The 26,012-nt window shown below is 73.7% G+C and carries 19 protein-coding genes; 8 read left to right on the top strand and 11 right to left on the bottom strand.

Going from position 1 to position 26,012, the window contains the following annotated elements:
* Positions 1-99 precede the first annotated feature (99 nt).
* Complete coding sequence (locus tag AC0AIB_RS08040) at positions 100-1,233, top strand: glycoside hydrolase family 5 protein (RefSeq protein ID WP_328346955.1); 1,134 nt, start codon at positions 100-102, stop codon at positions 1,231-1,233.
* A gap of 84 nt (positions 1,234-1,317) precedes the next feature.
* Here the strand turns inward: AC0AIB_RS08040 and AC0AIB_RS08035 are convergent, their stop codons facing one another.
* A complete protein-coding gene (locus AC0AIB_RS08035) occupies positions 1,318-2,385 on the bottom strand; it encodes a DUF4037 domain-containing protein (protein ID WP_328346953.1) in 1,068 nt (355 codons plus the stop codon).
* A 167-nt stretch (positions 2,386-2,552) separates the two neighbouring features.
* Between AC0AIB_RS08035 and AC0AIB_RS08030 the strand changes: the two genes are divergently transcribed.
* The gene (locus AC0AIB_RS08030) at positions 2,553-3,473 is read left to right on the top strand and encodes a 5'-3' exonuclease (RefSeq protein WP_465096331.1); all 921 of its coding nucleotides are present in this window, start codon (positions 2,553-2,555) and stop codon (positions 3,471-3,473) included.
* Between the two features lie 178 nt (positions 3,474-3,651).
* Positions 3,652-4,923, top strand: coding sequence for a glycosyltransferase (locus AC0AIB_RS08025; RefSeq protein WP_465096330.1), 1,272 nt, complete (start codon positions 3,652-3,654; stop codon positions 4,921-4,923).
* Between the two features lie 92 nt (positions 4,924-5,015).
* Here the strand turns inward: AC0AIB_RS08025 and AC0AIB_RS08020 are convergent, their stop codons facing one another.
* Together AC0AIB_RS08020 and AC0AIB_RS08015 are read right to left on the bottom strand one after the other, a co-directional pair.
* The gene (locus AC0AIB_RS08020; RefSeq protein WP_328346948.1) at positions 5,016-5,903 is read right to left on the bottom strand and encodes an MHYT domain-containing protein; all 888 of its coding nucleotides are present in this window, start codon (positions 5,901-5,903) and stop codon (positions 5,016-5,018) included.
* Between the two features lie 167 nt (positions 5,904-6,070).
* Positions 6,071-8,869 carry a DEAD/DEAH box helicase gene (locus AC0AIB_RS08015; RefSeq protein ID WP_465096329.1) on the bottom strand — a complete coding sequence of 933 codons (2,799 nt, stop codon included), beginning with the start codon at positions 8,867-8,869 and terminating at the stop codon, positions 6,071-6,073.
* A gap of 86 nt (positions 8,870-8,955) precedes the next feature.
* Here AC0AIB_RS08015 and AC0AIB_RS08010 point away from each other — a divergent pair, with 86 nt between their 5' ends.
* Entirely contained in the window at positions 8,956-9,723 is a 768-nt protein-coding gene (locus AC0AIB_RS08010; RefSeq protein ID WP_442930724.1) for an HAD family hydrolase, read from the top strand.
* Positions 9,720-10,676, top strand: a complete 957-nt coding sequence (locus AC0AIB_RS08005) for an EamA family transporter (protein ID WP_328346945.1) — start codon at positions 9,720-9,722, stop codon at positions 10,674-10,676. Before AC0AIB_RS08010 ends, AC0AIB_RS08005 begins: the two co-directional genes overlap by 4 nt.
* On the opposite strand, the gene AC0AIB_RS08000 is transcribed toward AC0AIB_RS08005, so the two are convergent.
* Complete coding sequence (locus AC0AIB_RS08000) at positions 10,639-11,565, bottom strand: diacylglycerol kinase family protein (protein WP_328346943.1); 927 nt, start codon at positions 11,563-11,565, stop codon at positions 10,639-10,641. The two genes, AC0AIB_RS08005 and AC0AIB_RS08000, sit on opposite strands and share 38 nt — an antisense overlap.
* 673 nt (positions 11,566-12,238) lie before the next feature.
* Entirely contained in the window at positions 12,239-12,562 is a 324-nt protein-coding gene (locus tag AC0AIB_RS07995; protein ID WP_328346941.1) for a TraR/DksA family transcriptional regulator, read from the bottom strand.
* A gap of 523 nt (positions 12,563-13,085) precedes the next feature.
* Here AC0AIB_RS07995 and AC0AIB_RS07990 point away from each other — a divergent pair.
* The gene (locus AC0AIB_RS07990; protein WP_328346939.1) at positions 13,086-14,744 is read left to right on the top strand and encodes an NAD(P)/FAD-dependent oxidoreductase; all 1,659 of its coding nucleotides are present in this window, start codon (positions 13,086-13,088) and stop codon (positions 14,742-14,744) included.
* A complete protein-coding gene (locus tag AC0AIB_RS07985; RefSeq protein ID WP_328346937.1) occupies positions 14,741-16,177 on the top strand; it encodes an ATP-binding protein in 1,437 nt (478 codons plus the stop codon). Before AC0AIB_RS07990 ends, AC0AIB_RS07985 begins: the two co-directional genes overlap by 4 nt.
* Before the next feature lie 43 nt (positions 16,178-16,220).
* Here the strand turns inward: AC0AIB_RS07985 and AC0AIB_RS07980 are convergent, their stop codons facing one another.
* From AC0AIB_RS07980 to AC0AIB_RS07960, 5 genes are all read right to left on the bottom strand, one after another.
* Entirely contained in the window at positions 16,221-18,356 is a 2,136-nt protein-coding gene (locus tag AC0AIB_RS07980) for a B12-binding domain-containing radical SAM protein (protein ID WP_465096328.1), read from the bottom strand.
* A 10-nt stretch (positions 18,357-18,366) separates the two neighbouring features.
* On the bottom strand, positions 18,367-19,767 hold the full coding sequence (locus AC0AIB_RS07975; protein WP_465096327.1) for a TfuA-like protein: 1,401 nt from the start codon (positions 19,765-19,767) through the stop codon (positions 18,367-18,369).
* A complete protein-coding gene (locus tag AC0AIB_RS07970; RefSeq protein WP_465096326.1) occupies positions 19,764-20,924 on the bottom strand; it encodes a YcaO-like family protein in 1,161 nt (386 codons plus the stop codon). The genes AC0AIB_RS07975 and AC0AIB_RS07970 overlap by 4 nt, the downstream gene beginning before the upstream one ends.
* A gap of 29 nt (positions 20,925-20,953) precedes the next feature.
* A complete protein-coding gene (locus tag AC0AIB_RS07965) occupies positions 20,954-21,328 on the bottom strand; it encodes a hypothetical protein (protein WP_282265158.1) in 375 nt (124 codons plus the stop codon).
* 163 nt (positions 21,329-21,491) lie between these two features.
* Entirely contained in the window at positions 21,492-21,854 is a 363-nt protein-coding gene (locus tag AC0AIB_RS07960) for a hypothetical protein (protein WP_328346924.1), read from the bottom strand.
* Positions 21,855-22,239: 385 nt separating this feature from the next.
* On the opposite strand from AC0AIB_RS07960, the gene AC0AIB_RS07955 reads away from it, so the two are divergent.
* Positions 22,240-22,980: a MerR family transcriptional regulator gene (locus AC0AIB_RS07955; RefSeq protein ID WP_465096325.1), complete on the top strand. Its 741-nt coding sequence runs from the start codon at positions 22,240-22,242 to the stop codon at positions 22,978-22,980.
* On the opposite strand, the gene AC0AIB_RS07950 is transcribed toward AC0AIB_RS07955, so the two are convergent.
* Complete coding sequence (locus tag AC0AIB_RS07950; RefSeq protein ID WP_328346920.1) at positions 22,926-25,994, bottom strand: ATP-binding cassette domain-containing protein; 3,069 nt, start codon at positions 25,992-25,994, stop codon at positions 22,926-22,928. The genes AC0AIB_RS07955 and AC0AIB_RS07950 overlap by 55 nt on opposite strands.
* Between the last annotated feature and the right edge of the window lie 18 nt (positions 25,995-26,012).

Here is a 26,012-nt window from a genome sequence, read left to right as displayed (position 1 = left end):
GGGTCGTGACGGCCGGCGCCTGCGGTGAACCGCAGCGGCGACACCTCCGTACCACCGGATGCCCTCCCCGGGTCCCGACGAGCCCGACGGAGTTTCCCGATGCACCGACGCACCGTACTGACCTCGGCGGGGGTCGCCCTCGCCGCGCTCGCCACCGGGTGGGCGGCCCTGACCGTCCCCACCGCGAGCGCCGAGACCGGGCCGCCGGCCACCACGCGCCCGGCGACGTCGACACGCAGCGACGGGCCGCAGGCCACCGCCGACGGGCCGGAGCCGACCGCCGACGCCACCGGCCGACCGGCCACCGCGCCCGCCGGTTCCCCGGTGGCCGTCAACGGCCGGCTGCGGGTCTGCGGGGTGAACCTGTGCAACCAGACCGGGGCACCTGTCCAACTGCGCGGGATGAGCAGCCACGGCCTCCAGTTCTTTCCGAACTGCCTCAACCCGGACTCGCTGGCAGCGCTGCGCACCGACTGGCGGGCCGACTTCGTCCGGGTCGCCATGTACGTGCAGGAGGGCGGGTTCGAGACCGACCCGGTCGGCTTCACCCGCAAGGTCGACGAGGCCGTGGAGACCGCCAGTGCGCTCGGCCTGTACGTGGTGGTCGACTTCCACATCCTGACCCCGGGCGACCCCCGCCTCAACCTGGACCGGGCGAAGTCCTTCTTCGCCGAGGTCGCCGCCCGGCACGCCGCGCGGACCAACGTCCTCTGGGAGATCGCCAACGAACCCAACGGGGTCGGCTGGGCCGGCATCAAGAGCTACGCCGAGCAGGTCATCCCGGTGATCCGGGCCGCCGATCCGGACAGCGTGGTGCTGGTCGGCACCCGGGGCTTCTCCTCGCTCGGTGTCTCCGAGGGCGCCGACGAGACCGAGGTGATCGACGACCCGGTCGACGCCGCGAACATCATGTACACGTTCCACTTCTACGCCGCGTCCCACCGGGACCTGCAACGGGCCACGGTGGCGCGCGCCGCGCGGAGCCTGCCGCTGTTCGTCAGCGAGTTCGGCACCCAGACCTTCACCGGCGACGGCCCGAACGACCTGGACAGCGCCACCGCCTGGCTGGACCTGCTCAAGAGCCTCAAGATCAGCTACGCGATGTGGAGCTACTCCGACGGCCCGGAGAGCAACTCGGTGTTCCGGCAGGGCACCTGCGCCGGCACCGACTACACAGGCACCGCCGTGCTCACCGAGTCGGGGGCGTACATCAGGTCCCGGATCCTGGGCTGAGCCGCCTGGTCGATGCCGGCCGGGCGGCGGGATCCGCTGCCCGGCCGGCATCGCCGGTCAGGATCGTCGGGCGGCCGACGCCGGTCAGCCGGCGACGACCGCCGAGACCCGGCGTACCCGGTCGGGGTGCGTCAGCACCTCCACGCTGTCGACGTACTGGTCCACCGCGCCGACCAGGGGACGGTCCCGCAGGAACGGGTCGACGATCGAGTTGCTCAGCGCGGTGGCGAGGCGGGGCGCGTCGAGCACCAGGAAGGGCCGCCCGTGGAAGGGCCGGACCGTGGACTCGACCGGCGCGGCCAGCCCGGTGGCGTTGGTCCAGTCGGCGACCGTCTCCAGCGCCCGTACCAGACCCGCCTGCCGTTCGGGCCAGTCACCCGGCCCGAGCGCGTCCGCCAACGCCGCCACCACCGGCGCGGCGTCCGGCAGGGCGGCGAACACACTGCCGAGCCACTTGTCGTACGGCGGCCAGCGCCGGTGCAGCAGCAGACCGAGGCGCAGCAGGTCCCGGGCCACCCGGGCGGCCACCAACCGGCTGCCCAACGCGTCACCCACCTCCGCACACCGTCCGACGAGATGCTCGGCCTGCCCCACCCGGGTCCACCCGGCGGCCAGCACGTGCCGCCACACGTCGTCCGGATACCACGCCAGGGCAGCACGGACCGCGCCGACCGCGCCGTGCAGACCGTCGTGGAAGACGGCGCCACCGGTCAGCTCGGCCAGCCGCTGGGTCGGCACGGCGAGCCAGTCGTCGGTGGTGACGGCGACGGTGGGGTCGAAACCGAGCCGCCCCCGCAGCCAGTCCCGCCACCCGACCACCTCCACCCCGCTGCGGTCACCGTCGACGTCGGGCACCCCCACCCGGGCGTCCGGCCAGCTGAGGAACCGGGTCGGCCGGCCCAGGAACCAGGCCGGCAGGTCGGCCAACACCGCCCGCACCGGTGCCACGTCGGCGGGGTCGGCCACGAAGACCTGGGCCCGCGGCCCCCAGTCGTGGTCGGTGGAACGTTCGGTGTCCAGGCCCAGCAGCTCCGAACCGCCGTCGAGCAGGCCGGCGGAGTACCGCAGGCCGGGCAGGCGGTCCACCAGCAGCGGCGCGACGGCCTCGTCGTGGAAGCGGCGGCACAGGACCAGGCCGGGCACGAACTCCATGGCCGGCAGTCTCACCCACCGCCCGGCCGGCGTCACCCCGGTTTCCCGCCCACCGGGCGGCACCGCGGGCGGGCGGCCCGGCGACACCAGGACCAGCACGATCGAGAAGCCCGCCCGGCCGTCGTGCCGTAACCCCGTCGTCGGTGGGTTGTGTCAGGCTGTCGGGCGTGGCAGACCAACCCCCGATTTTGCTGATCGACGCCCCCAGCCTCTACTTCCGGGCCTACTTCGGCGTGCCCGAGTCGGCCGCACGGACCGAGGACGGCCAGCCGGTCAACGCCGTACGCGGCTTCCTCGACATGCTCGCCCAGCTCGTCCGCACCCGCCGGCCCGACCGGATGGTCTGCGCACTCGACCACGACTGGAGGCCCGCCTGGCGGGTGGAGCTGCTGCCGTCGTACAAGGCGCACCGGGTCGCCCCGGAGGGCGGCGAGGAAGTGCCGGACACCCTCTCCCCCCAGGTGCCGGTGATCCTCGACGTGTTGGCCGCGATCGGCATCACCGCGGTCGGGGCGACCGGCTACGAGGCCGACGACGTGCTGGGCACCCTGTCGGTCACCCAACCCGGCCCGGTGGAGGTGGTCTCCGGCGACCGGGACCTGTTCCAGCTCGTCGACGACGCCCGGAGGGTCCGGTTGCTCTACATCGGTCGCGGAGTGGCCAAGCTCGACGACTGCGACGACGCGGCGGTCCGGGCCCGCTACGGCGTCCCCGCCGACCGCTACGCCGACTTCGCCGCGCTGCGCGGCGACCCGAGCGACGGGCTGCCCGGTGTGCCCGGGGTCGGCGAGAAGACGGCCGCCCGGCTGATCGACCGCTACGGTGGCCTGCCCGGCATCCTCAGCGCGCTCGACGACCCCGGTTCCGGGTTCGCGCCGGGGCTGCGGGCCAAGCTCGACGGTGCCCGGGACTACCTGGCGGTGGCCCCGAAGGTGGTCCGGGTCGCCACCGACGTGCCGCTGCCGACGCTGTCCACCGCGATGCCGACCGCGCCCACCGACCCCGACCGGCTGCTGGAGCTGGCGCAACAGTGGAACCTGGCCGGCTCGTGCCGACGGCTGGTCGACGCCCTCGCCCACCACCCCTGACGGGTACGCCCCCACGCAGCCGGGTTCGGGCCCACCGTCCGCCACCGGGCCGTCCATCCTGGTCGGCTGCGATGTCGCGGGGTCGCTTCCTGCGCGCTGGTGGGCGTAGGCTCACCGCTGGTGAGCCGGGAAGCCTGGTCGGCGTGTCCACACACGCGCGTCCAGCAGGAGGCTCATCGTGCGGGTTCTCATTCTGACTCTCGGCACGCGTGGCGACGTGCAGCCGTTCCTGCCGCTGGCCCGGGAACTGCACGGTCGTGGTCACGAGGCGGTGGTCGCCGCGCCGCAGCGGTTCGCCGCGCTGGCCGCCGCGCACACGGTGCCGTTCGTCGCCCTCGACGATGGGCCGATGCGCGTGCTGGACGCCGGCTCCGCGGTCGGTGATGTGGCCGATGGCGGTCTCCGAGCGAAGGCGGCGTTGATGCGCCGCCTTCCGGAGATGTTCGGTCGGGTGCTCGACGACTGCTGGCAGGCCGCATCGGGCGGCGCGGACCTGATCGTGCACAACGGGCAGGTGATCGCCGGTCAACACGTGGCCGAGAAGCTCGGCGTACCGGCAGTTCTGGCGTTGCCGCTGCCGATGTACGTGCCGACCCGCGAGTTCCCGTGGCCGGGGCAGGAGTTTCCGGACCTGCTGCCGCAAGCACTGAACCGGGCCACGTACGCCGGGATGCGCGCGCCGGCACTGGTGTTCGGCCGCACCGTCGACCGGTGGCGCGACACGCTCGGATTACCCCGTCGGCGAGACCGGCACGATCCCACGCGCCGCCCGGACGGTAGTCCCGCGCCGGTGCTGCACGCGATCAGCCCAGCGGTCCTGCCCCGCCCAGCCGACTGGCCGGCCACCGCCCAGGTCACCGGCTACTGGTTCGCCGAGCCCACCGACCCGGCCACCGGAGGTCTCAGCGCGCACGCGCGGTCGCTGTTGGACGGGCCGGTACCGCCGGTCTTCGTCGGGTTCGGCAGCATGGCCGGCCGGTCCCCGGCCGCGACCACCCGCATCGTCCTGGATGCACTCGACATTGCCGGGCTGCCCGGCATCGTGGCCGGCGGCTGGGGCGGCCTGCAACCGTTCACCTCCGACCGACACGCCTTCGTGACAGGAGAGGTCAACCACGAAGCGGCGTTCGCACGCTGCGCGGTGATCGTGCACCACGGCGGCGCCGGGACCACCGCAGCCGTCGCCCGTGCCGGCCGCCCGCAGGTGATCTGCCCGTTCGTCGCCGACCAACCGTTCTGGGGCCGCCGGATGCAACGACTCGGCGTCGCATCCGCACCAATCAGCCAGAAACGCCTGGACGCGCGCTCTCTCGCCGTCGCGATCCGGCACGCAGCACAGGATGGGGGCCTGGCCGGGACAGCACGGCGGCTCGGCGAGCGGATCCGCGCGGAGGACGGCGTCACCGTCGCCGTTGATGCCCTGGAGCAGGTCGCTGCCGCAGGCCGGTGATGTCTGCCGCTGCACGGCCCTGTACGTGACGGGCTACGGACGGGTTCACCGGGCTGTCGCGCTGACCGACCGCCCGGGTGCGGGGTGCCCGGTCAGCGCGGCGGTGGGACGTCCCGGCGGGACGGGAACGGGGTGCCCGGCCGGCCCAGGGTGGTCGACCGGCTGCGCAGACCCACCGGGTCCGGGGCGGCCTCCGGCTCGGATGCCGGCGGGGCGACCTGCCGGGCGCGCAGGTACGCGGCGGCGGCCCGGTCGTCGTCGGTGGGGGCGGCGAGCAACGCGTAGACCAACCCGACCACCACGAAGATCACCGCGAGGACGATCGGCACCAGCAGGGTGCTCACCCCCGCCCCGGTCACCTCGCCACGCCGCTCGTGCAGGTGCACCGACAGGGCGCTCATCCCGGTGAAGTGCATGCCGTTGACGGCGACCCCCATGACCAGGGCGGAGCCGGCGATGGCCAGGCCCCGACGCACGGTCATCGCCAGCCAGAGCGCCACGGTGGCCGCCACCACGGCGATGACCACCGACAACGCCACCCGGGTGCCGTCGTAGTCCAGGTCACCGTTGAGCCGCATCGCGGCCATCCCGGTGTAGTGCATGGCAGCGACACCGACGCCGGTGAACAGGCCACCGCCGAGGACCTTGGCGGCACTGAGCCGGCCGGTGCCGACGATGGCCAGGCCGATCCCGACCGCGGTGACGGCGATCACCGTGCTGGCGGCGGTGAGCGGCACGTCGTAGCGGATCCGGGTGCCGGTGACCGCGAACCCGAGCATGGCCATGAAGTGCATGGCCCAGATCGCGGTGCCACCGATCGCCCAGGCGGCCAGCAGACCCCACCAGACGCGCTGACCGGAACTGGCGGCGGTGCGGATCCGCCCGGCGCAGACCAGACCGAGGAACGAACCGAGCACGGACAGCGCATAACTCAGCGCCGGTGTGATCCACCCGTACTCAAAGTGATTGATCTCCGCCACGGCGGTCTTCCCCCCACTCGCTACCGGCGCGTAGGAGACCGCGCCCGAGCAATGATCGGGGAGGCTTCTAGCAGGCGCAACAGCGCCCCCCGGGTTATCCGCGGGGTGCCGTCACGGTGACCGTCCGCTGCGTCGATTCACCCGACCAACGTGACCGAAAGTGATGATCAGGCCGAGGTGTAGTGCGCCAGCACGCCCCGGTTGACGGCGGCGATCGCCTGTCGGGCGGTGGCCCGCAGCTCGGCCGGCGCACCACCGGAGTCGGCGAGCTGACCGAGCAGGTCGGCCACCTGCCGGGCCCAGCGGACGAAGTCCCCGGCGGGCATCTCACCCTCGATCTGATGACCGCTGGCGAGCACCTTGCCCAGGGTCTCCCCCCGCGCCCAGCGGTAGATCGGCCAGGCGAAGCCGAAGTCCGGCTCCCGGGTGACGGTCAGGCCCCGCTGCGCCTCGTCGGCCTCGATCTCGCTCCACAACTTGAGCGTCTCGTCGACCGCGTCGGCGACCGGCCCGCGCGGCAGCGACGCCCGCTCGTCGGCGTCCCGCCGGGCCTCGAAGACCACCACCGAGACGGCGGCGGCCAGCTCCGACGGGGACAGCCCGTCCCAGACGCCCCGCCGCAGGCACTCCGCGACCAGCAGGTCGGCCTCGGTCCAGATCCGACCGAGCATCCGCCCGGCGTCGGTGACCCCGCCGTCGGCGGACAGGTAACCCCGGGCGGTCAGCAGCGCCACGATCCGATCGAAGGTACGGGCCAACGAGCCGGTACGCCCGGACACCCGCTGACGCAGCTCCTCGGTGTCGTTCTCCAACCGGCGTCGCCGCTCCGCCCAGCGGGCGTGCTCCTCCCGCTCCGGGCAGGCGTGGCAGGGGTGCCGACGCAGCTCGGTACGGAGCTGGCTGAGCCGGTGGTCCTCACCGGCGGCCTGCCGGGACCGCCCGCCCCGACGACCGCCGTGCCGGTCCAGCCCGATGCCGCTGACCTCGGCGGCGAGATCCCGTCGGGCACCCGGCGAGCGGTGGTTGAAGTGCTTGGGCACCCGGATCCGGGCGAGCACCTCGGCCGGGGTGGTGAAGTCGCCGGGGCTGACCCGGCCCGCCCAGCGGTCCTGGGTGAGCACCAACGGCCGGGGCTCACCGAACCCCCCGGTGGCCGGGTCGAGCACCACCGCGAGCCCGGCCCGCCGCCCGGACGGCACCCGGATCACGTCACCGACCCGCAGCCGCTCCAGCGCCGCCACCGCGGCGGCCTTGCGTTGGGTCTGCCCCTGCCGGGCGATGGCCCGCTCCCGGTCGGCGATGGCCACCCGCAGCGCGAAGTACTCGTCGAAGTCACCCTGGTGACAGGCCGCCTCGGCGCCGTACGCGTCGATGGTCTCGGTGTTGCGCTGCACCTGTCGGGCCAGCCCGACCACCGACCGGTCCGCCTGGAACTGGGCGAACGACGACTCCAGCAGCGCGCGGGCCGGTTCCGCGCCGACGCTGCCGACCAGGTTTACCGCCATGTTGTACGACGGCCGGAAGCTGGACCGCAGCGGGTAGGTGCGGGTGGAGGCCAGGCCGGCCACGTGCCGGGGATCGGTCTCCGGCGACCAGACCACCACGGCGTGCCCCTCGACGTCGATGCCCCGCCGACCGGCCCGCCCGGTGAGCTGGGTGTACTCCCCCGGGGTGAGGTCGACGTGGGCCTCGCCGTTGAACTTGACCAGCCGTTCCAGCACCACGCAGCGGGCCGGCATGTTGATGCCCAGTGCCAGGGTCTCGGTGGCGAAGACCGCCTTGACCAGGCCCCTGACGAACAGCTCCTCGACGACCTCCTTGAACACCGGCAGCATCCCGGCGTGGTGGGCGGCCAGACCGCGTTCCAACCCGTCGAGCCACTCCCAGTAGCCCAGCACGCTCAGGTCCTCGCCGGGGATCGCGGTGACCCGCGACTCCACCACCCGGCGGATCTCGGTCCGTTCCTCCGCCGAGGTCAGCCGCAGGCCGGCGGCGAGGCACTGCTGCACGGCGGCGGCGCAACCGGCCCGGCTGAAGATGAACAGGATCGCCGGGAGCAGCCCCTCCCGGTCGAGCCGGTCGACGATGTCGGGGCGCATCGGCCCGCGCCAGCGCGGGCCGCGCCGGCCGCCGCCGGGGCCGGCGCTGCGCCCCTCCCCCAGCTCCAGCCGGCGGGTCTGGTCCCGGGTGTAGCGCAGCAGCTCCGGGTGCACGTCGTGCTTGCGGGCCGCGTCGGCGTCGTGGAACAGGTCGAACATCCGCTTGCCGACCAGCATGTGCTGCCACAGCGGCACCGGCCGGTGCTCGCTGACCACCACCGCCGTCTCACCACGCACGGTGACCAGCCAGTCGGCGAACTCCTCGGCGTTGGAGACGGTCGCGGACAGCGAGACCAGGGTGACCGAGGAGGGCAGGTGGATGATCACCTCTTCCCACACCCCGCCCCGGAACCGGTCGGCGAGGTAGTGCACCTCGTCCATCACCACGTAGGCCAGGCCGGCCAGGGTGGACGAGCCGGCGTAGAGCATGTTGCGCAGCACCTCGGTGGTCATCACCACCACCGGGGCGTCCCCGTTGATCGCGTTGTCACCGGTGAGCAGGCCGACCTGCGCGGCACCGTAGCGCTGCACCAGGTCGTGGTATTTCTGGTTGGACAGCGCCTTGATCGGCGTGGTGTAGAAGCACTTCCGCCGGGCCCCGGGCGCCACCGCCCCGTCGGCCGCCGCCGACGCGGGTGTGCCCCGCAACGCCAGGTGTACGGCGAACTCGCCGACCACCGTCTTGCCCGCCCCGGTCGGGGCGCAGACCAGCACCCCGCTGCCCCGTTCCAGGGACTCGCACGCCTCGCGCTGGAAGTCGTCGAGATCGAACCCCAGGTCGAGGGCGAACTCTTCCAGGGCCGGGAACTGGGTGGCCTGGGCGGCCCGACGGCGTGCCTCGGCGTACCGCTCGGCTGGGCTCGACATGTCAGCAAGGTTAATCGGTACCACCGACGACCACCCGCCAAGGCCGTCCGGCAGGGTGGTCGGGGCGGGTCGGTAGGGTGCACGGCGTGCCGGATCATGCCGAACCGCCCCAAGCCTCGAACGGCGTCGAGGACGCCACCCGAGCGGGTGCGTCCCGCCGCCCCGTGGAGGCGGTGCTCTTCGACTTCCACGGCACCCTCGCCCAGGTCGAGCCGGCCCACGACTGGGTGGTCGCCGCAGCCGCCACCTGCGGGGTGGACCTGGAGCGGATGCGGGCCACCGCACTGGCCGACCGGCTGCTCACCGCAGGCCGGGCCGGTGGTCCACTGCCGGCCCGGGTGCCGCCCCGGCTGGCCGAGCTCTGGGCCGACCGGGATCTCTACGAGCACGCCCACCGGGCCGCCTACACCGGGCTGGCCGAGACGGTGGACGCCGGGATCGAGGGCTTCGCCGAGGCGCTCTACGAACGGGTGCTGGTGCCCGACGGCTGGGTCCCCTACCCGGACACCGCGCCGGTGCTGACCGCGCTGCGGGCCGCCGGGATTCCGGTGGCGGTGGTGAGCAACATCGGCTTCGACCTCCGGCCACACTTCGCGGCCTGGGGACTGGACGGCCTGGTCGACGCGTACGCGCTGTCGTACGAGGTGGGGCGGTGCAAGCCGGACCCGGGCATCTTCCTGCGGGCCTGCGGGATGCTCGGGGTGGACCCGGAGCGGACGCTGATGGTCGGCGACACCCCCGCCGACGCCGGGGCGGTCGCCGCCGGCTGCGGGGTGCTGGTGCTGCCGGCCGCCGGTCCGGGACGCCCCAGTGGCCTCGGCGCCGTGCTCGACCTGGCCCTGCCCTCCCCGTGATCAACCCGTCCGGCCGGGCGGCGGCGGTCGGGCTGGTGCTCGGCGGGGCGCTGTCGGTGCACTTCGGCTCCGCCGTGGCCGCGCTGCTGTTCCCCCGGGTCGGGGTGCCCGGCACGGTGACGCTGCGGTTGGCCATCGGGGCGGTGTTGATGCTGCTGGTGTGCCGCCCCCGGCTGCGCGGGCACGACCGGGCCGACTGGCTGGCCGTCGGTGCGTTCGGGCTGGCGCTGGCCGGCATGAACTCGGTCTTCTACCAGGCCATCGAACGGATCCCGCTCGGCCCCGCGGTGACCCTGGAGGTGCTCGGGCCGCTCACCCTGTCGGTGTTGACCGCCCGTCGGTGGACCGCCTGGTGCTGGGCCGGGCTCGCGCTGGCCGGGGTGGCCCTGCTGGGCCAGGGCGGATTCGACCGGCTGCATCCGGTGGGCGCGGGCCTCGCACTCGGGGCGGGCGCGTTGTGGGCCGCGTACATCGTCTGCTCCGCGCGGGTCGGCGGCCGGTTCCCCCGCGCGGACGGGTTGGCCCTGGCCCTCGCCCTGGCCGCCGCGCTCACCCTGCCGTTCGGGCTGGCCGACGCCGGGGCCCGGCTGTGGCATCCGGGGGTGCTGGCGCTCGGTGCCGGGTTGGCGCTGCTCGCCTCGGTGCTGCCGTACACCCTGGAGCTGCTGGCCCTGCGCCGGCTGGCCACCTCGACCTTCGCGGTGCTGATGAGCCTCGGACCGGCGCTCGCCGCGCTCGCCGGCTGGCTGATCCTCGGTCAGGACCTGCGCCCGGTCGAGGTGCTGGCGATCGGCCTGGTGGTCGTCGCCAGCATCGGCGCGGTCCGGGCCGCCGCCCCGCGCATCGCCCCCGCCCCGCCAGGGCCACCGGCCGGCGGCCAGACGGCCACCTCAGGGCCCCAGCCGGGTGGGCCGCTCAGCGCAGCAGACGCACCGCCCGAGGCACCGCGGTGATCCGTACCGGCAGGGGCAGCGACCGCTCGCCGTCGGCGTACGTGGTGATGCCTTCGGCGGCCAACTCGACGGTGCGGGCCCGGTAGCTGCGCACCAGCGGGTGCGCCACGTGGGTGCCGGAGTAGATGCGCGGTTTGACCCGGATCAGGGTGCGCCTGTCGAACCGGCCGCCGACCACCACGTCCAGCAGCCCGTCGGTGGGGTCGGCGGTGGGGCAGATCCGCATCCCGCCGCCGTAGCGGGCGCAGTTGCCCACCGCCACCAGCACGGCGTCGACCCGGTGCTCGACGCCGTCGAGGCGCAGCGTGTAACGGCGCGGGCGCAACCGGGCCAGCTCGACGAGGATCGCCAGGTCGTACCGGCGGGGGCCGGACGGCCAGCGCATCCGGTTGGCCCGCTCGTTGACGACCGCGTCGAAGCCCGCGGCGAGAACCGCCCCGTACCAGCGGGCGGTGCCGTCGCCTCCGGTCGTCCGGGCCAGGTCGACCGGTTGGGTCCGATCGGCGCGTAGCGCGGCGGCGATCACCTCGACGGCGGCGAGCGGATCGGCCGGGAAACCGGTGTCGGCGGCGAAGTCGTTACCGGTGCCCGCCGGCACCGGGCCGAACGGCACCGCCGTACCGGCGATCGCCTGGAGGGCGCGGTGGACCGTGCCGTCGCCGCCGACCGCGACCAGCGCGGACGCCCCGGCGGCAACGGCCGCACCGCAGGCCGCCTCCGCCTCGGCCGGGGTGTCCGCGGTGAGCAGCTCCACCGGGCGACCGGCGGCGGCGAGACCGTCGAGGACCCGGGGCAGCAGACCCCGGTGGCGGCCCCGGCCGGCGGTGGGGTTGGCGAGCACGGCGACCGGGCCTGCCGCCCGGCGATCGTCTGCGGTCACGGCGAGCACCGTACCGGTCCGGAACCACGGACCTGGCTCTCCACGGTTGCTGGTATCGGCGTGACGTTTCGGGGTGCTGATCGCCGCTCCCCCTAGAGCATCCTAGGCTGCTAGGTGGGAGGGTGCGGCGGGCGGCCAGTCGAACGACGGTGTCAGCCCGCCGGCTCGGCCACCGACTGCACGCGACCCGTCGGGGCATGGAGTGTGCTGTCCGCGTCCTTTGGAGCTGATGACGTAAACGACTCGCCCCCGGGGTTCACCCGACGATCGCAGTGGCCGAGTCCTTGCGTCCGGTCAGCGCGGCGAGGCCCGTCCCGATGCCGGCAGGCGGGTCGAGGAAGTGCGGCCGAAGGCCGAGCCGGCCGGACGGTGTCGTCGCAGGTCGAGCCGGTGCGTGCCGATGTCGTGGCGGGTGCGGCCCGGCCCCGGCGGAGGTCTGCGCCCGCGGCGGCGGGGTCGGGCCGGGGGATGGTCGACGGGGGGCCTGTGGTGTTGTCCCAGCTGGGTGATGCGTTGACGTCATCAGCTCGAAAGGACGCGGACCTCACCACTGCTCCCGCCGGCACGACCGGGCGGCAGTAGGCGGACCTCCGGTCCGAACTGGCCACGAAGGCGACCCGGTGGTGATCGGACCGGTCCGATCACCACCGGTTCATCGGGGACCGCAGGGGTGGGCGGACGGTCAGCCGTGCGCCCGCTGCTGGCAGGGGACGCAGAAGCGGGCCTGCGGCAACGCCTCCAGCCGTTCCGCCGGAATCGCCACCTGGCAGCGTTCGCAGCGGCCGTAGCTGCCCTCGGCGAGCCGCCGCAACGCCCCGGCCAGGTGGTCGAGGCTCTGCCGGGTGGCCACGAGCAGCGCGGCCCGGGTGTGCGCCTCGGCCGGGTCACCGGTGTCGGCGGTCAGCTCGGTCAGCCGGGCGGTCTGCGCCGCGAACTGATCGGTGAGGGTCTGGCGGAGTCTGGTCAGCCGGTGCTGTCCGGCCTGGTCGTGCAGATCGGTGCTCATGGCAGGTCCTTTCGGGCAGAGCGCCTTCGGGCGCTTCGGGCGACGACGACGTCGGGAGGGGAACGGAAACCCCGGGAAACAGAAAAAGGGCCGAAGCCGAATGGCTTCGCCCTGGTGGCCGTTCCGGAGTAACAGCATTTCTCCGGTGGGCCACGCCCGGCGGGGATCGGGCTCGGCCGCCCCTGGGTGGGCACGACGGCGGGTCGCGCGGCAGCGGTCACCCGAGCCACAGCCGCCGCACCTGCCGCAAGCGCCACCTTTGCCACAACAGCGACGGAAGCCGCGTCGACCGCCCGCGCGGAACCAGCCGCCGACGCCGGACCGGGCACCGACGCCAGGCTCCGGCCGACCACGACCGCCGTCACCGGAGAACCGGTGGCGGTGGGACCGAGCAGTCGGACGGCCGGGGACATGCGGCCCACCATAGGCCGTACCCCGGAGAAAACCAACGGATAACGCACCGAGCCGACCGGCCACCGGCGGCACGGACGCCCGGACGGACCGCTGTGCTTACATGGGCACCATGGCACAGCCGGTGATCCTCACCATCGACGACGACCCCGCCGTCTCCCGGGCGGTGGCCCGGGACATCCGCCGCCGGTACGGCGACCGCTACCGGGTGGTCCGGGCCGACTCCGGCCCCGGCGGACTTACGGCGCTGCGGGAGATCAAGCTGCGCGGTGAACGGGTGGCGGTGCTGCTGGCCGACTACCGGATGCCCGAGATGAACGGCATCCAGTTCCTGGAGGCCGCGATGGACCTCTTCCCGGCCGCCCGCCGGGTGCTGCTGACCGCCTACGCCGACACCGAGGCGGCGATCGACGCGATCAACGTGGTCGACCTGGACCACTACCTGCTCAAGCCGTGGCATCCGCCGGAGGAGAAGCTCTACCCGGTGGTGGACACCCTGTTGGAGTCCTGGGCGGCCAGCCCTGACCAGGCCAGCGACGAGATCCGGGTGGTCGGGCACCGCTGGTCGGCGCCGTCGTTCGCGGTCCGGGACTTCCTCGCCCGCAACCTGGTGCCGTACCGCTGGCTGCTCACCGACGACCCGGAGGGCGGCCGGCTGCTCGCCGCCGCCGGGGCCGACGCGACCGACATACCGCTTGTGGTGACCCCGGACGGCAAGGCGCTGGTCGCCCCGACGGAGGCGGAACTGGCCGCGGTGGCCGGGCTCACCGTCGCCCCGGCCGCCGACTTCTACGACCTGGTGGTGGTCGGCGGCGGGCCGGCCGGGCTCGGCGCGGCCGTGTACGGGGCCTCGGAGGGACTACGCACCGTGCTGGTGGAACGGCGGGCCACCGGCGGCCAGGCCGGGCAGAGCAGCCGGATCGAGAACTATCTCGGCTTCCCCGACGGGGTCTCCGGCGCGCAGCTCACCGACCGGGCCCGCCGACAGGCGCTGAAGTTCGGCGCGGAACTGCTCAGCACCCGCGAGGTGGTGGGGCTGGAGAGCGCCGGGGCGGCCCGGCTGCTGCGTTTCGGCGACGGCAGCACCATCGCCGCGCACACGGTGGTGCTGGCCACCGGGGTGTCCTACCGGGTGCTCGACGCCCCCGGCCTGGCCGACCTGACCGGCCGCGGGGTGTTCTACGGCGCGACGTCGACCGAGGCGCCGAGCTGCGTCGACCAGGACGTCTGGATCGTCGGCGGGGCCAACTCGGCCGGCCAGGCGGCGGTGCACTTCTCCCGGTACGCCAGCCGGGTGCACGTGCTGATCCGGGGCGCCGACCTGACCTCGTCGATGTCGTCGTACCTGATCCAGCAGCTGGAGCGGAACGACCGGATCGTGGTGCACCCGCACACCGAGGTGGTCGGTGGTGAGGGCGACGAGCACCTGGAGCGGCTGCGGCTGCGCGACGCCCGCACCGGCGAGGTACGCGAGGTGGACGCCTCCTGGCTGTTCATCTTCATCGGCGCGGAACCGCGCACCGAGTGGCTGGACGGGGTGCTGGTCCGCGACGAACGGGGCTTCATCGTCGCCGGCCCCGACCTGACGGCGGACGGCCGGCGACCACCCGGTTGGACCCTGGCCCGCGACCCGTACCACCTGGAGTCGAGCCTGCCGGGGGTGTTCGCTGCCGGTGACGTGCGGGCCTCGTCGGTCAAGCGGGTCGCCTCGGCGGTCGGTGAGGGCGCGATGGCCGTCTCGCTGGTACACCGCTACCTGGAGGCACAGTGAGCGACACCGACGAACGACTCACCCCGGACCAGCTGCGGGAGCTTTTCCTCTTCGCCGCCCTCGACCCCGCCCAGCTCGACTGGCTGGCCGCGCACGGCCGGGTCGAGCAGCGGGCCGCCGGCACCGTCGTCTACCCGGAGGGCGAGCCGGCGAGCTGCTTCTTCGTCCTGCTGTCCGGGACGGTGGCGATGAGCCGGCGGGTGCACGGCGACGACATGGAGGTCAACCGCACCGACCAGCGCGGCGTGTACGGCGGGGCCACCCAGGCGTACCTGGGCGGACAGGTCGCCCAGACGTACCTCAACAGCCTGCGGGCGGTCACCGACGCCGAGTTCCTGGTGCTGCCCGCCGAGACGTTCGCCCACGCGGTGCGTACCTGGTTCCCGATGGCGATGCACCTGCTGGAGGGCCTGTTCGTCGGGATGCGCGACACCCAGACCATCGTCGGCGAGCGGGAACGGCTACTCGCCCTGGGCTCGCTCTCCGCCGGGCTCACCCACGAGCTGAACAACCCGGCCGGCGCGGCCGTCCGGGCCACCTCCGCACTGCGCGACCGGGTGGCCGGGATGCGGCACAAGCTGGCGATGATCGCCGACGGTCGGCTCGACGGCCACCGGCTGCACACCCTGGTGGAGTTGCAGGAGGAGGCGGTGAAGCGGGCCGCCCGCGCGCCGCAGCTCTCCCCGATGGCCGCCAGCGACGCCGAGGACGAACTGGCCGACTGGCTGGACGGGCACCGGGTCACCGCCGGCTGGGACCTGGCGCCCACCCTGGTCGCCGCCGGCCTGGACACCGGATGGCTGGACCGGGTGCGGGAGGCGGTCGGCCCGCAGGACCTGGAGTCGGCGGTGCGGTGGCTGTCGTACACGCTGGACACCGAGCAGCTGATGGCCGAGATCGACGACGCGGTCACCCGGATCTCCACCCTGGTCGGGGCGGCCAAGCAGTATTCGCAGCTGGACCGGGCCCCGCACCAGGTGGTCGACGTGCACGACCTGCTCGACGCCACCCTGGTGATGTTCAAGGCGAAGATCCCGCCGGGGGTGCGGGTGGTCCGGGAGTACGACCGTGGCCTGCCGCCCATCCCGGCGTACGCGGCCGAGCTGAACCAGGTGTGGACGAACCTGATCGACAACGCGCTGTCGGCGATGGGCGCGGACGGCACCGTGACGCTGCGCACCTCGCGGGCCGGCGACCTGTTGGCGGTCGAGGTCGCCGACACCGGGCCGGGCATCCCCGAGGTGGTCCGGCCGCGCATCTTCGAACCGTTCTTCACCACCAAGGCGGTCGGCGAGGGCACCGGGCTGGGGTTGGACATCTCGTACCGGATCGTGGTCAACAAGCACCACGGCGACATCCGGGTGGACAGCGTCCCGGGGGCGACCGTGTTCCGGGTGCTGCTGCCGTTCACCGCCCCGGCCCGTACCGCCTGACCGGCCGCCCGAAGCAGCGCGGCCGGCGGCACGGGCCGGAGAGTCAGTCGGTGGCCGCGACGGGTTCGGGCAGGGCGTGCCGGCGCAGCAGCCGCTGGCCGATGAAGGTGCGCCACACCCGGTCGGCGACGGTCGGCTCGACCACCCAGAGCCGGTGCTGTGCCTCGGCCAGGGTGAGCGGGGCGGCGAACAGGTCCAGGAAGACCCGGCTGCTGCGGTTGAGCGCGAAGACCTGCCCGTCGGCCCGGCGGAACAGGTGCCGGTCCATCGGCAGCTGCGCGCCCGGGGTGCCCTCCTGCTCGTCGGCCCGCATCCGCCGGTACGCCTCCCACGCCTGCTCGTCGGCCCGGTCGACGAAGACGCCGTTGGCGACGAACTCGGTGCGGTCGTCGTCGTGCTGGCGGACCCGGTCGTGGGCGAGCACGCCGCGCACGTCGGTGCCGTAGCGGTCGTGGTAGAAGAACGAGTGCGGGGTGTCGGTGCTACCCAGCCAGGGCCGGTGGTAATGGCCGGGGTTCAAGGTGGACTTCGCCCGCATCACCTCGTCGTGTGCGGCCTCGGTGACCGGCTCGTCGTAACGCAGCACCCGGACGATGTCGGAGCCCTCCACCGGACGGACGTTGCTGATGCCGAAGCGCTCCGGCTCCTTGGCCACGATCGCGCCCGGGGTGAGCATGAAGTCGCCGAGGCCGCCGAGGGTCCACAGGTCGGGGTTGTCGCGCAGGAAGCCGATGCTGTCCAGGGCCTCCTCCCGGGTCTCGGTGGGGAACCCGGTGAAGCCCATCATCTGCACCCCGATGTTGGCCTTGGTCATCGCGGTCATCGTCCGGCGGACCTGCTCCGGTCGGGTGCCCTTGTCGATCAGGTCCAGGATGCGCTGGTTGCCGGACTCGAAGCCGACCGAGACGGCCACGCAGCCGCTGCGGCGCAACAGCTCGCAGCGCTCCTCCGACCAGTACTTCTCCAGCCGGATCTCGGCCCCCCAACGGAAGTCCAGGCCCCGTTCGACGACCTTCTCGGCGAACCGCAGGATCGTCGCGGGGGCCAGCACGTCCACCGAGAAGTAGATGAACTTGGCGAACTTCGCCAGCTCCGTCACGTCGGCGATCATCGTGTCGGCGGTGTCCTGCCGCCACGGGCTGGTCGGGCCGTCGGTGTTCAGGCCGTAGTCGCAGAAGGTGCACTTGTTCCAGTAGCAGCCCCGGGTGGGCGAGTAGTAGACGAACTTCTCCGGGCTCAGGTAGAGGTCCCAGGGCAGGCCTGAGAAGTCCGGCACCGGGATGTTGCCGAGCCGCTCGTAGCGCAGCGGGAGCTGCCGCTGCCGGCCGTACTTCGGGTGCAGCCGCACGTTGGGGTGCCCGGCCGGCAGGGTGCCCGCCGCCACCGCGTCGAGGATCTCGGTGTACGCGCTCTCCCCCTCGCCGACGACTATCGCGTCGAAGTCGGCGAGCACCTGGAACACCTGCTCGGGGCGGCTGGCGCACTTCCACACGTCGGAGATCTCGGTGCCCCCGGTGATCACGAACGCGTCCGGGCAGGCCTGCCGGATCAGCCGGGCCAGCCAGAGGGTGAACGGGAGCTGCCACTGGTAGGTGGCGCTGATACCGATCACGTCGTACCCGCCCGCGGCCAGCCGGGGGATCAGCACGTCCTCGTAGTACGGCTGGAAGGGCCGGTTGAGCCGGGCCAGCGTCGCCTCGTCGGTGAGCGCGGCGACCGAGCCGATGGAGACCGCCGGCGGTGCCTGCAACCGGAAGCCGGCCCGGAACTGCCCGGGGAAACCGACCGCGCCGAGCGCGTCCATCCAGGAGATGACGCCCTCGACCGCCTCCTGGTAGTGCCGGTAGTCGTAGAACAGCACCGGGTCCTGGAGCACTCCGATCGACCGGCGCAGCCGCTGCGGGTCCGGCTCGGGCAGGCCCAATCGGTTCGCCCGGGCCATCAGCGCGTCCGGGCCGGTCAGGTCGGTCACCGGCGGCCGGGCCAGCTCCCGGCGCAGCCACTCGTACGCCGAGGGGGTGTAGGAGTGGTGGAACGCCTCGATGTTGGCGTCGATGATGTCCGCCGCCCGGTGCCCCTGGGCGCGGGCGTAGGAGTCGAGGTAGTTCAGCGAGTGGTACCCCGAGGTGGGGTCCGTCAGCGGCGGATAGATCAGCGCCGTCTTCACCGTGCCGGTCATCGACTCCTCCTCAGCCCACCCGGACCGGCGTACCGGCCCGGGACTCGTCGTTGACCGGTCCGCCGGGCGCTGCCGGCAGTCGGGGTGGGCCGAAGGCCCTGAGGTACGCGACGAGTGGTTCGGCGGCGTACCGGAACGATTCCAGGTCGACGAAGCCCCGGTCCCAGGCCGCCGCGGCCAGCCCGTCGGGCGGGCAGCCCCACAGCGCGGCGAAGCAGCCGTCGACGACCTCGGTGCGGAAGTGCAGCCGGCCGCCGGGCCGCCGCCCGCCGGTCGTCCGCGGCAGCATCGTCTCGTTGAGCGACATCGCGGTCGCGGCGACCTGCCGGGCGGCGGCCCGCAGCGCGGGCCGGCGCAGCGGCTCGGCCACCATCCACCACGCCAGGCTGCGGTACGGGGTGGTGCCGAAGGCCCGCACCAGCAGCCGCAACGCCGCCTCCCGGGGGTCGAGGTCCCGTTCGGCGTCGGTCAGCCAGTCCTGGCCGGTGGGGCCGCCGGCGAGCAGACCCTGTTCCCGGGCCACCTCGACGGCGCGGTCCTCGACGTCCGGGTCGGCGGGGTCGACCCGTGCCACCCCGGCGAGGACGGCCCGCCGGTGCCGGGCCGGCGACTCGGGGTGCAGCAGCATCAGCACCGCCGCGACGTCGCGGTCGTTGACCCAGTGCCCGCCGACGGTCGCCCCGGCGTGCCGGGAACGCCAACTGTCCAGGAACCGGGTGTGCAGGTTGTCGATCGGTTGGTCGGCCGGGCCGGCCGGGTGCAACTCGGCGGCGTCGGCGGCGGCCAGCGACAGCAGCAGCCGCGCGTCGGCGCCCTTGGCGTCCCAGGGGTCACTCCGGTGCCAGGTCAGGAAACGGTCCACCACCTCGGCGGCCTCCGGTGGCGCGGTGCGTTCCAGGGCCCGGTAGGACCGGCGGCGGAACGGCAGGTCCCGGCAGAGCTGGAGCAGCCGGGCCGCCTCGACGTCGTCGAGCACCCCGGCGGTGACCGCCCGACGCAGCGCGATCCGGACGTTGACCAGGGGTTCGCTCAGGATGCGGTGGCCGTCCTCGGCGGGGCCGTGCACCACTGCCACCTCGTCGTCGCCGGTGACCACCCCGTCGCGGTAGAGCTGGTAGACGTCGCCGACCCCGCGCATCCCGAACGGCCACAGCTCGGCGGCCCGCAACGCGCCCATGCTGGCCGCCCCGGCGACGGTGACGCCCCGGGCGAGCAGGTCGAGGATCTCCCGGTGCCGCACGGGCGGGTGCTGGAGGAAGAACCCGTCGATGATCAGCACTCGGTCGCCGGGTCCGACGTCGAGCCGGAGCAGATCGCCGTGGGCCACCGGCGGGTGGATCCGGGCGTCGGGCAGCAGCCGTTCGACCTGTCCGGCCGGGAGGCTGGGGCCGACGAAGACGATGTCGGTCATGCCGGCACCCCCGGTCGGGTGCTCAGCGCCCGCTCGTCGAACATCCGCAGGCCGGGGGCGAAGACCTTGCTCACCGCGATGCCGATGTCGTCGTGGGTCAGGTCGACGGCGAACGGTTCGACGCCGGTGCTGCGCTGCACCCGAAGGGCCAGTTCGCGCAGCACGTCGGTGACGGTGCCGGTCGGTGGCCGGTCGGCGCGTACCGGACCGGCGGGGCGGTCGACGGTGGGCGGTCGTACCGGCGGCCCGGCGACGTCGTGGTAGGCGGTGGCGTCGATGTCGTCGCGGGCGCCGGAGACCATCACCAGCCGGGACTGGGCGGCCTCGGACATGGCCCGGCCGACCGCGATCTCCGGGTCGACGTGGCAGCCGAAACCGCCGAAGGTGACAGGCAGGTCCGGCGACCAGACCGAGGCGGCGTAGCAGGGCACCCCGATGCTGTTGGTGATGTCGCAGACCTCCACCCAGCAGCCGGCCCGCAGCAGCGCCTCGTGCACGCCCCGGGTCATCGGGTTGGTGGCGGTGCCCGGGTCGGTGTACGTCCGGTCGGCCAGCGCCGAGGTGCAGTACGGGGCGATGCAGTCCCGTTCGATCACCTCCAGCAGGGCGTGCAGGCTGGCCTCGGCGAAGGTGTTGCCGGTGGCCAGGCCGTTGCTGCTGGGGTTGAACAGTGCGCGGGCCCAGCCCCGGCGGACGGTGAAGTCCAGCTCGATGGTGGCCCGGGGCACCAGGCAGGGCGTGCCGGTGACCAGCCCCCGGCCGGCCACCCAGTCGAGCACCACTGCCGAGGTGAGCGGCGAGCGTTCGGCCAGGTGCAGCCAGCGCACGTCGTACGGCAGGTCGAGCCTCTCGGCCGGGGACCGGGTGACGGTCCCCAACCGGAGGTTCTCGGCGTGCCAGGACTCGATGCTCTCCATGACCGCGCTGACCCGCGACTGCGTAGGCGTGGCGCCGGTGCCGACGCTGACCGCCATGGTCGCCCCGACCGGCCGGTAGGCGACGTGCACCGGTAGGCCGATCTCGTCGAGGCGGGTGATGTCGGCGACCCGGGTGATCCGGAACCGGTCGAGCGTGGCGGCGACCCGTTCCCAGGTCTGCTCGACGGTGGCCGTCCGGTAGGTGCCGGCGCGGAACGCGATGGTCTCGGTGGTGGGCATCGTGGCTCCCGGCGGGGTGGGGTGGGAACTCAGAGGATGAGGACCGCGACGATGTTGACGTTGTTGTCGGCCGGGGCCTGGACGCCACCGGCCACCGTCTCCAGCTCGGCCTCGGTCAGCTCGTTGAGGTCGACCAGCGGCACCTCGGGCACGTGCAGGACGTGCCGCCCGGGGGTGCCCGACCAGTCGGCGACGATCTCGTCCTTGGTGTAGAGCGTGGTCGGCTGGGCCCGGTCCACCTCGACGGTAGCGCCGGGGCTGACCGGCAGGCCGGCGGCGGTGGCGTAGCCGGTCGGGTCGGCGAGCAGCCGCTGGAGTTCCTCGTCGCTGCGCCACACCGCGGTGACCAGCTCGGAGTATTTGGTGACGAATCTGGCGCCGAACTCCTGCTCTTCGTTGCTCATCGATCGCACCTTTCTTCGGGGTTCGCCGCGTGAAATGGCGTTTAATTGGTGTGACGAGAACGTTAAGAACATCGGTGCCCGACTATCAAGGATTCCGGTCGGCTGCCACCAGAAGCAGCCACGGCACCCCTCGGGCGGCAGACATCGGTGGCAGGCCCGCCGGTCAGGTGCAGCAGCACGGGCAGCAGCAGGCGCAGCTGGAGTCCAACCCGGCCACCACGCTGTCCAGTTCGTCCTCGGCCAACTCCACCTCGGTCACCGGCAGCAACGCCGGCACGAAGAGCACGAAGGTGCCGGTGGACGACGCCTGTTGCCACGAGCTGACCTGCGCCTCCAGGTCGGGGTCGGCGTCGGCGACGTCCCGGACCACGCGGACCTGCACGTCCTCGGGCAGGCCGAGGCCGTACTCGGCGAGCAACGTCCGGGGGGCACGGTCCAGCGCCCGCTCCCGGGCCGGGTCGGCCCACACATCGGCGACCAACCGGCTGTAGGCGGCAACGAAGACCGCCCGATCGACAGGTGTCACGGTTCCTGCTCCCTTCGACGGCCGGGTCGCGCCTGCGGCGCGGCGACGGCGGGGGCGGCCCGGCCAATCCCGGGCCACCCGATTTCGCTTCATCCTGGGTCAGCCGGAGCGGGCCGGGATCACCCCGGGGGGAATTTCATCGAATGTGGCCGCGAATGGGGCGGGAAACGGCGGAACTCGGGTAATGCGGAATAGCTGTGATCGTGCGGTCACGGAGGATAATGGTTCACCACCGTCGGGGGCAAGTAGTGGTTCCCCTTCTGTCCCCCGCGGGTCGCCCCGCCATACTCTCGGCCCCGGGGAGCCCGCCGTCCGCCGCAACCGGCCGGCAGGTCGCCGTACCCCGTCCCCGACGCCTGCGGAGGCCACCGTGACCATCGACCGGGTGACGACCGGACCGGCGACCGCCGGCACCGCGGTCGGCTACACCGTGGAGGAACTCGCCCGCAAGGTGGGGATGTCGGCGCGCAACATCCGCGCCCACCAGGCTCGCCGCCTGTTGGCCCCACCGGTACGCCGGGGGCGGGTCGCGCTCTACGACGACTCCCACGTCCGCCGGCTGGACGCCATCCTGACCCTGCAACGGCAGGGCTTCAACCTGGTGTCCATCGAGGCGATGCTCGGCGTGCGGGCCAGCGACGAGGCACCCGACGGGCTGACCGCGATGCTGCAACGGTTGGCCACCGAGCGGCCCGCGCTGACCCACGCGCTGACCCGACACGGGGTGATCGGACGGGCCCCGGACGGGACGGTACGCACGGTGCGGCCCCGGCCGCTACGCGCCGCCCTGGACCTGCACCGGGTACGGATGGGCACGGTGCCGGCGTTGCAGGCCCTCAGCGAGGTGCTCGACAGCGTCCGACCGCTCGCCGACGAACTGGTCGCGGCCGTCACCGCCCGGATGCTGGCCCTCGCCCCCGAACTCGGCGGCACCGCGTCCCGGTCGTCCTGGGCCGACGTCGACCGGGAGACGATCCTGCTGACCCAGGGCGTGGTCAACGTGCTCACCGAGGCGTTCCGGTTGGCGGTGGAGAACCAGGCCGAGGCGCACGTCGCCGACCTGCTGGAGAATCACCTCGGCGCGGAGTTGTCCGTCGAGGACGGCAGCCCCGTCGACAACGGCTGACCGTCGCGCGGCGGCTGCTCCCCGGGCGGCGGGGGGCTGTCGGGCTCGGTGAGCAACTGCCGCCGGGCCAGCCGGTGGAACAACCCGTCGGGCTGCTCCATCAGCTCGGCGTAGCTGCCCCGCTGCACGATGCGTCCCTGGTCGAGCACCACGATGACGTCCGCGTCGCGCACCGTGGACAGCCGGTGCGCGATCACCAGGCGGGTGGCCGCCAGCGTCGCCGTGCTCCGGGTCACCACCTCCTGGGTACGGTTGTCCAGCGCGCTTGTCGCCTCGTCGAAGAAGAGGATCCGGGGTCGGGGCGCCAACGCGCGGGCGATCAGCACCCGCTGCCGCTGCCCGACCGAGAGGGTGCCACCGCCGAACGGCACCATCGTGCTCATCCCCATCGGCAACGCCTCCAGGTCGTCGGCGAGCCCCGCCATCCGGGCCGCCTCCCAGACCTCGTCCAGGGTGAACCCGCCGGCGCCGCAGATGTTGTCGCGTACCGAGCCGGCGAAGAGCTGACCGTCCTGGAGGACCACCCCGCACTGCCGTCGGACCGCCTGCACGTCCAGTTCGGACAGGTCCTGCCCGTCGTAGAGCACCGCGCCCTGCTGGGGGCGTTCGAAGCCGAGCAGCAGGCGCAGCAGGGTGGACTTGCCGCATCCGCTGGGCCCGACCACCGCGACGAACTCGCCGGGCCGCACGTGCAGGTCGACGTCGACGAGCACCGGCGGGTCGTCGGGCTGGTAGGCGAAGGTGAGCCGGTGCAGGCCGATCCCACCACGTAGCTCCCCCGGGTCCACCCGGTCCGGCCGGGCCTCCGGTTCGGCGGCCAGGATGTCGCGCAGGCTGCCCAGCCGGGGCACCGCGGCGATCACCTCGACCCCGGCGGAGACCAGCACCAGCAGCGCGCCGAGCAGCATCGCGAACCCGACGTTGAGCACGAAGAAGTCGGTAGGCGACACCTGCCCGGCCAGCGGGCCCATCAGGACGGCGAAGAGCACCAGCTGGCCGGCGACCGGCAGTACGGTGGCGAAGGCGATCAGCCCGGCCTGGCTCTGCCGGACCCGTTGCAGCGCCGCCCGCGCGGTGGCGGCCAGCTCCGACCAGCGGGCGTGGGCGCGGGACTCCGCGGCGGCCAGCTTGAGCTTGACGATGCCGCCGAGCAGCTGGTTGGTCATCGCCGCCGCCCGGTGTTCGGCGGCCAGCGCGGCCCGCTGCTGCCCCACCACACGCAGCGTGAACACGGCGAAGGCCAGCCCGCTGACCACGACGACGCCCAACCCCCACAGGCCCAGCACCGGCTCGACGAGCAGCAGCATGGCGGTGGTCACCAGCACGGTCGCCGCGGCGGTGAGCAGCTGCGGCAGCAGGGCGCTGAGCGCCTCCCCGACGAAGGCGACGCCGAGCATCGAGTTGGCGATCTCGCCGCTGCTGCGCCGGCTGAAGAAGCGGGCCGGCAGCCGCATCAACCGGTCCCACAGGGCCAGTTGCACGCCGGACTGCATCCGGCCGTCCAACCGCAGCAGCAGCAGATTCTGCGCGACGCCGAGCAGGCCGGCCACCACGGCCGCGCTGAGCATCAGGGCGAGGAACCCGGACAGCCCCTCGACCTCGCCGCGCCTCGCCAGTTGGCCGAGCACCGCGCCGGTGGCCAGTGGCACGCCCAGGCCGAGCACCGCCACACAGCCAGCGGCCAGCAGCAGGGTGCGCACGTCGCGGGCCGCGCCGACCAGGCCGGCGCGCAACAGGTGCCGCATCGAGGTGACGTGCGGCAGTGGGGCCTGGACCTGGGTGGCCGCGGTGGCCAGACCGGCGGCGAAGGCCGACTCGATCCGGCGGTGGACCCGGGTCTCCGGATCCACCCGGTGGTAGCGGCCCCGGCGGAACATCATGGGCACCGCCACCGGCGGCCCGCCGCCGTCGCCGTCCCGCCAGCCGATCAGCGGCCCCAGGTCCCGCCGCCACCACCGGTCGGGCAGCCGGACGTCCCGCAGGAACAGGCTGGAGGACCGGGCGACGGCGTGTACGGCGGCCCGCTCGCCGTCCGGTGTCCGGCTCCGGTCGGCCGGCTCCTCGACGGTGACGTCCCACCCGGCGGTGACCACCCGCAGCACCGCCGCCGCCGGCCCGAACAGGTCGAACTCGGTGGCCCGTTCCGGCACGGCCACCGCCTCGCCGGCGCCGATCACCCCGATCGAGCGGCGGGCCGCCGCGGCCACCACGGCGGCGTCGGCCTGCCGGCGACGCTCGACGGCGTCCAGCAGCGCGGCGTCGGCGTCGGCGACGCGCGCCTCCACCGTGCGCAGCAGCCGGGCCACGTGCTGGTCCACCGCCACCCGGAGCTGGCCGGCGGCGAGCAGATCGGCGCTGGCCTGGCTCTCCACCACACACGGCGCGTCGGCCACCACCCAGTCCCGGCCGGCGACCAGCAGCAGTTCCTGCTCGCCGGACGTCTCACTGGGGCCGCCGTCGTTGCGGCGCAGGTGACCACCGGCGCAGCGCAGCCACCACACCCCGCCGGTGGCGGTCAGCGTGCTGCCCTGCGCCAGCGAGACGATCTCGCGGCCGGCCAGGGTGGACGCCTCCCGGGGCGCCTGGCCCCGGCGCAGCGCGTCGGCGAGGGTGAGCAACACCAGGTCGACGGCGGCGACCAGCTGCGCGGCGGCGGCCCGTGCGCGCACCCCCGCCGCGTCGGCCGGCCCCCGCTGCCGGCGGACCTGCCGTTGCAGCACCGACAGCTCACCGACGCCGAGCCCGCGCAGCTCGGTGCCGGGCAGCGGCACCAGGATCAGCTGCCAGGCGCCGATCGCGGTGGACGTCGGCACCAGCCCACCGGCGGGCAGCCGGGCCACGTGGAACCGGCGCGACGGGTACAGCCCCGAGCGGCGCACCGCGAACAGGTCGGCCTCGCCGCCGGTGATCAGCCAGCCGGCGTCCGGCCCGTCCAGCCGGCAGGTCCGGCGTACGGCGTCGCCGCAGAAACCGATCAGGCCGCCGACCGGGGTGTCCGGCGTCGTACCGCTCATCGTCGTCTCCTCGCCTGC

This window comes from Micromonospora sp. DSM 43699, from assembly GCF_055517075.1.
The sequence above is the reverse complement of the archived record's forward strand: the minus strand, read 5'-3'. Positions and strand labels throughout refer to the sequence as shown.

Bases quoted from the DNA above. Each gene is read 5' to 3' on its own strand.
- AC0AIB_RS07995 (WP_328346941.1), bottom strand. From the start codon at position 12,562: ATGAGCACCGATCTGCACGACCAGGCCGGACAGCACCGGCTGACCAGA.
- AC0AIB_RS07990 (WP_328346939.1), top strand. From the start codon at position 13,086: ATGGCACAGCCGGTGATCCTCACCATCGACGACGACCCCGCCGTCTCC.
- AC0AIB_RS07950 (WP_328346920.1), bottom strand. From the start codon at position 25,994: ATGAGCGGTACGACGCCGGACACCCCGGTCGGCGGCCTGATCGGTTTC.
- AC0AIB_RS07970 (WP_465096326.1), bottom strand. From the start codon at position 20,924: ATGCCCACCACCGAGACCATCGCGTTCCGCGCCGGCACCTACCGGACG.
- AC0AIB_RS08015 (WP_465096329.1), bottom strand. From the start codon at position 8,869: ATGTCGAGCCCAGCCGAGCGGTACGCCGAGGCACGCCGTCGGGCCGCC.
- AC0AIB_RS08040 (WP_328346955.1), top strand. From the start codon at position 100: ATGCACCGACGCACCGTACTGACCTCGGCGGGGGTCGCCCTCGCCGCG.
- AC0AIB_RS08035 (WP_328346953.1), bottom strand. From the start codon at position 2,385: ATGGAGTTCGTGCCCGGCCTGGTCCTGTGCCGCCGCTTCCACGACGAG.
- AC0AIB_RS07965 (WP_282265158.1), bottom strand. From the start codon at position 21,328: ATGAGCAACGAAGAGCAGGAGTTCGGCGCCAGATTCGTCACCAAATAC.
- AC0AIB_RS07980 (WP_465096328.1), bottom strand. From the start codon at position 18,356: ATGACCGGCACGGTGAAGACGGCGCTGATCTATCCGCCGCTGACGGAC.
- AC0AIB_RS07975 (WP_465096327.1), bottom strand. From the start codon at position 19,767: ATGACCGACATCGTCTTCGTCGGCCCCAGCCTCCCGGCCGGACAGGTC.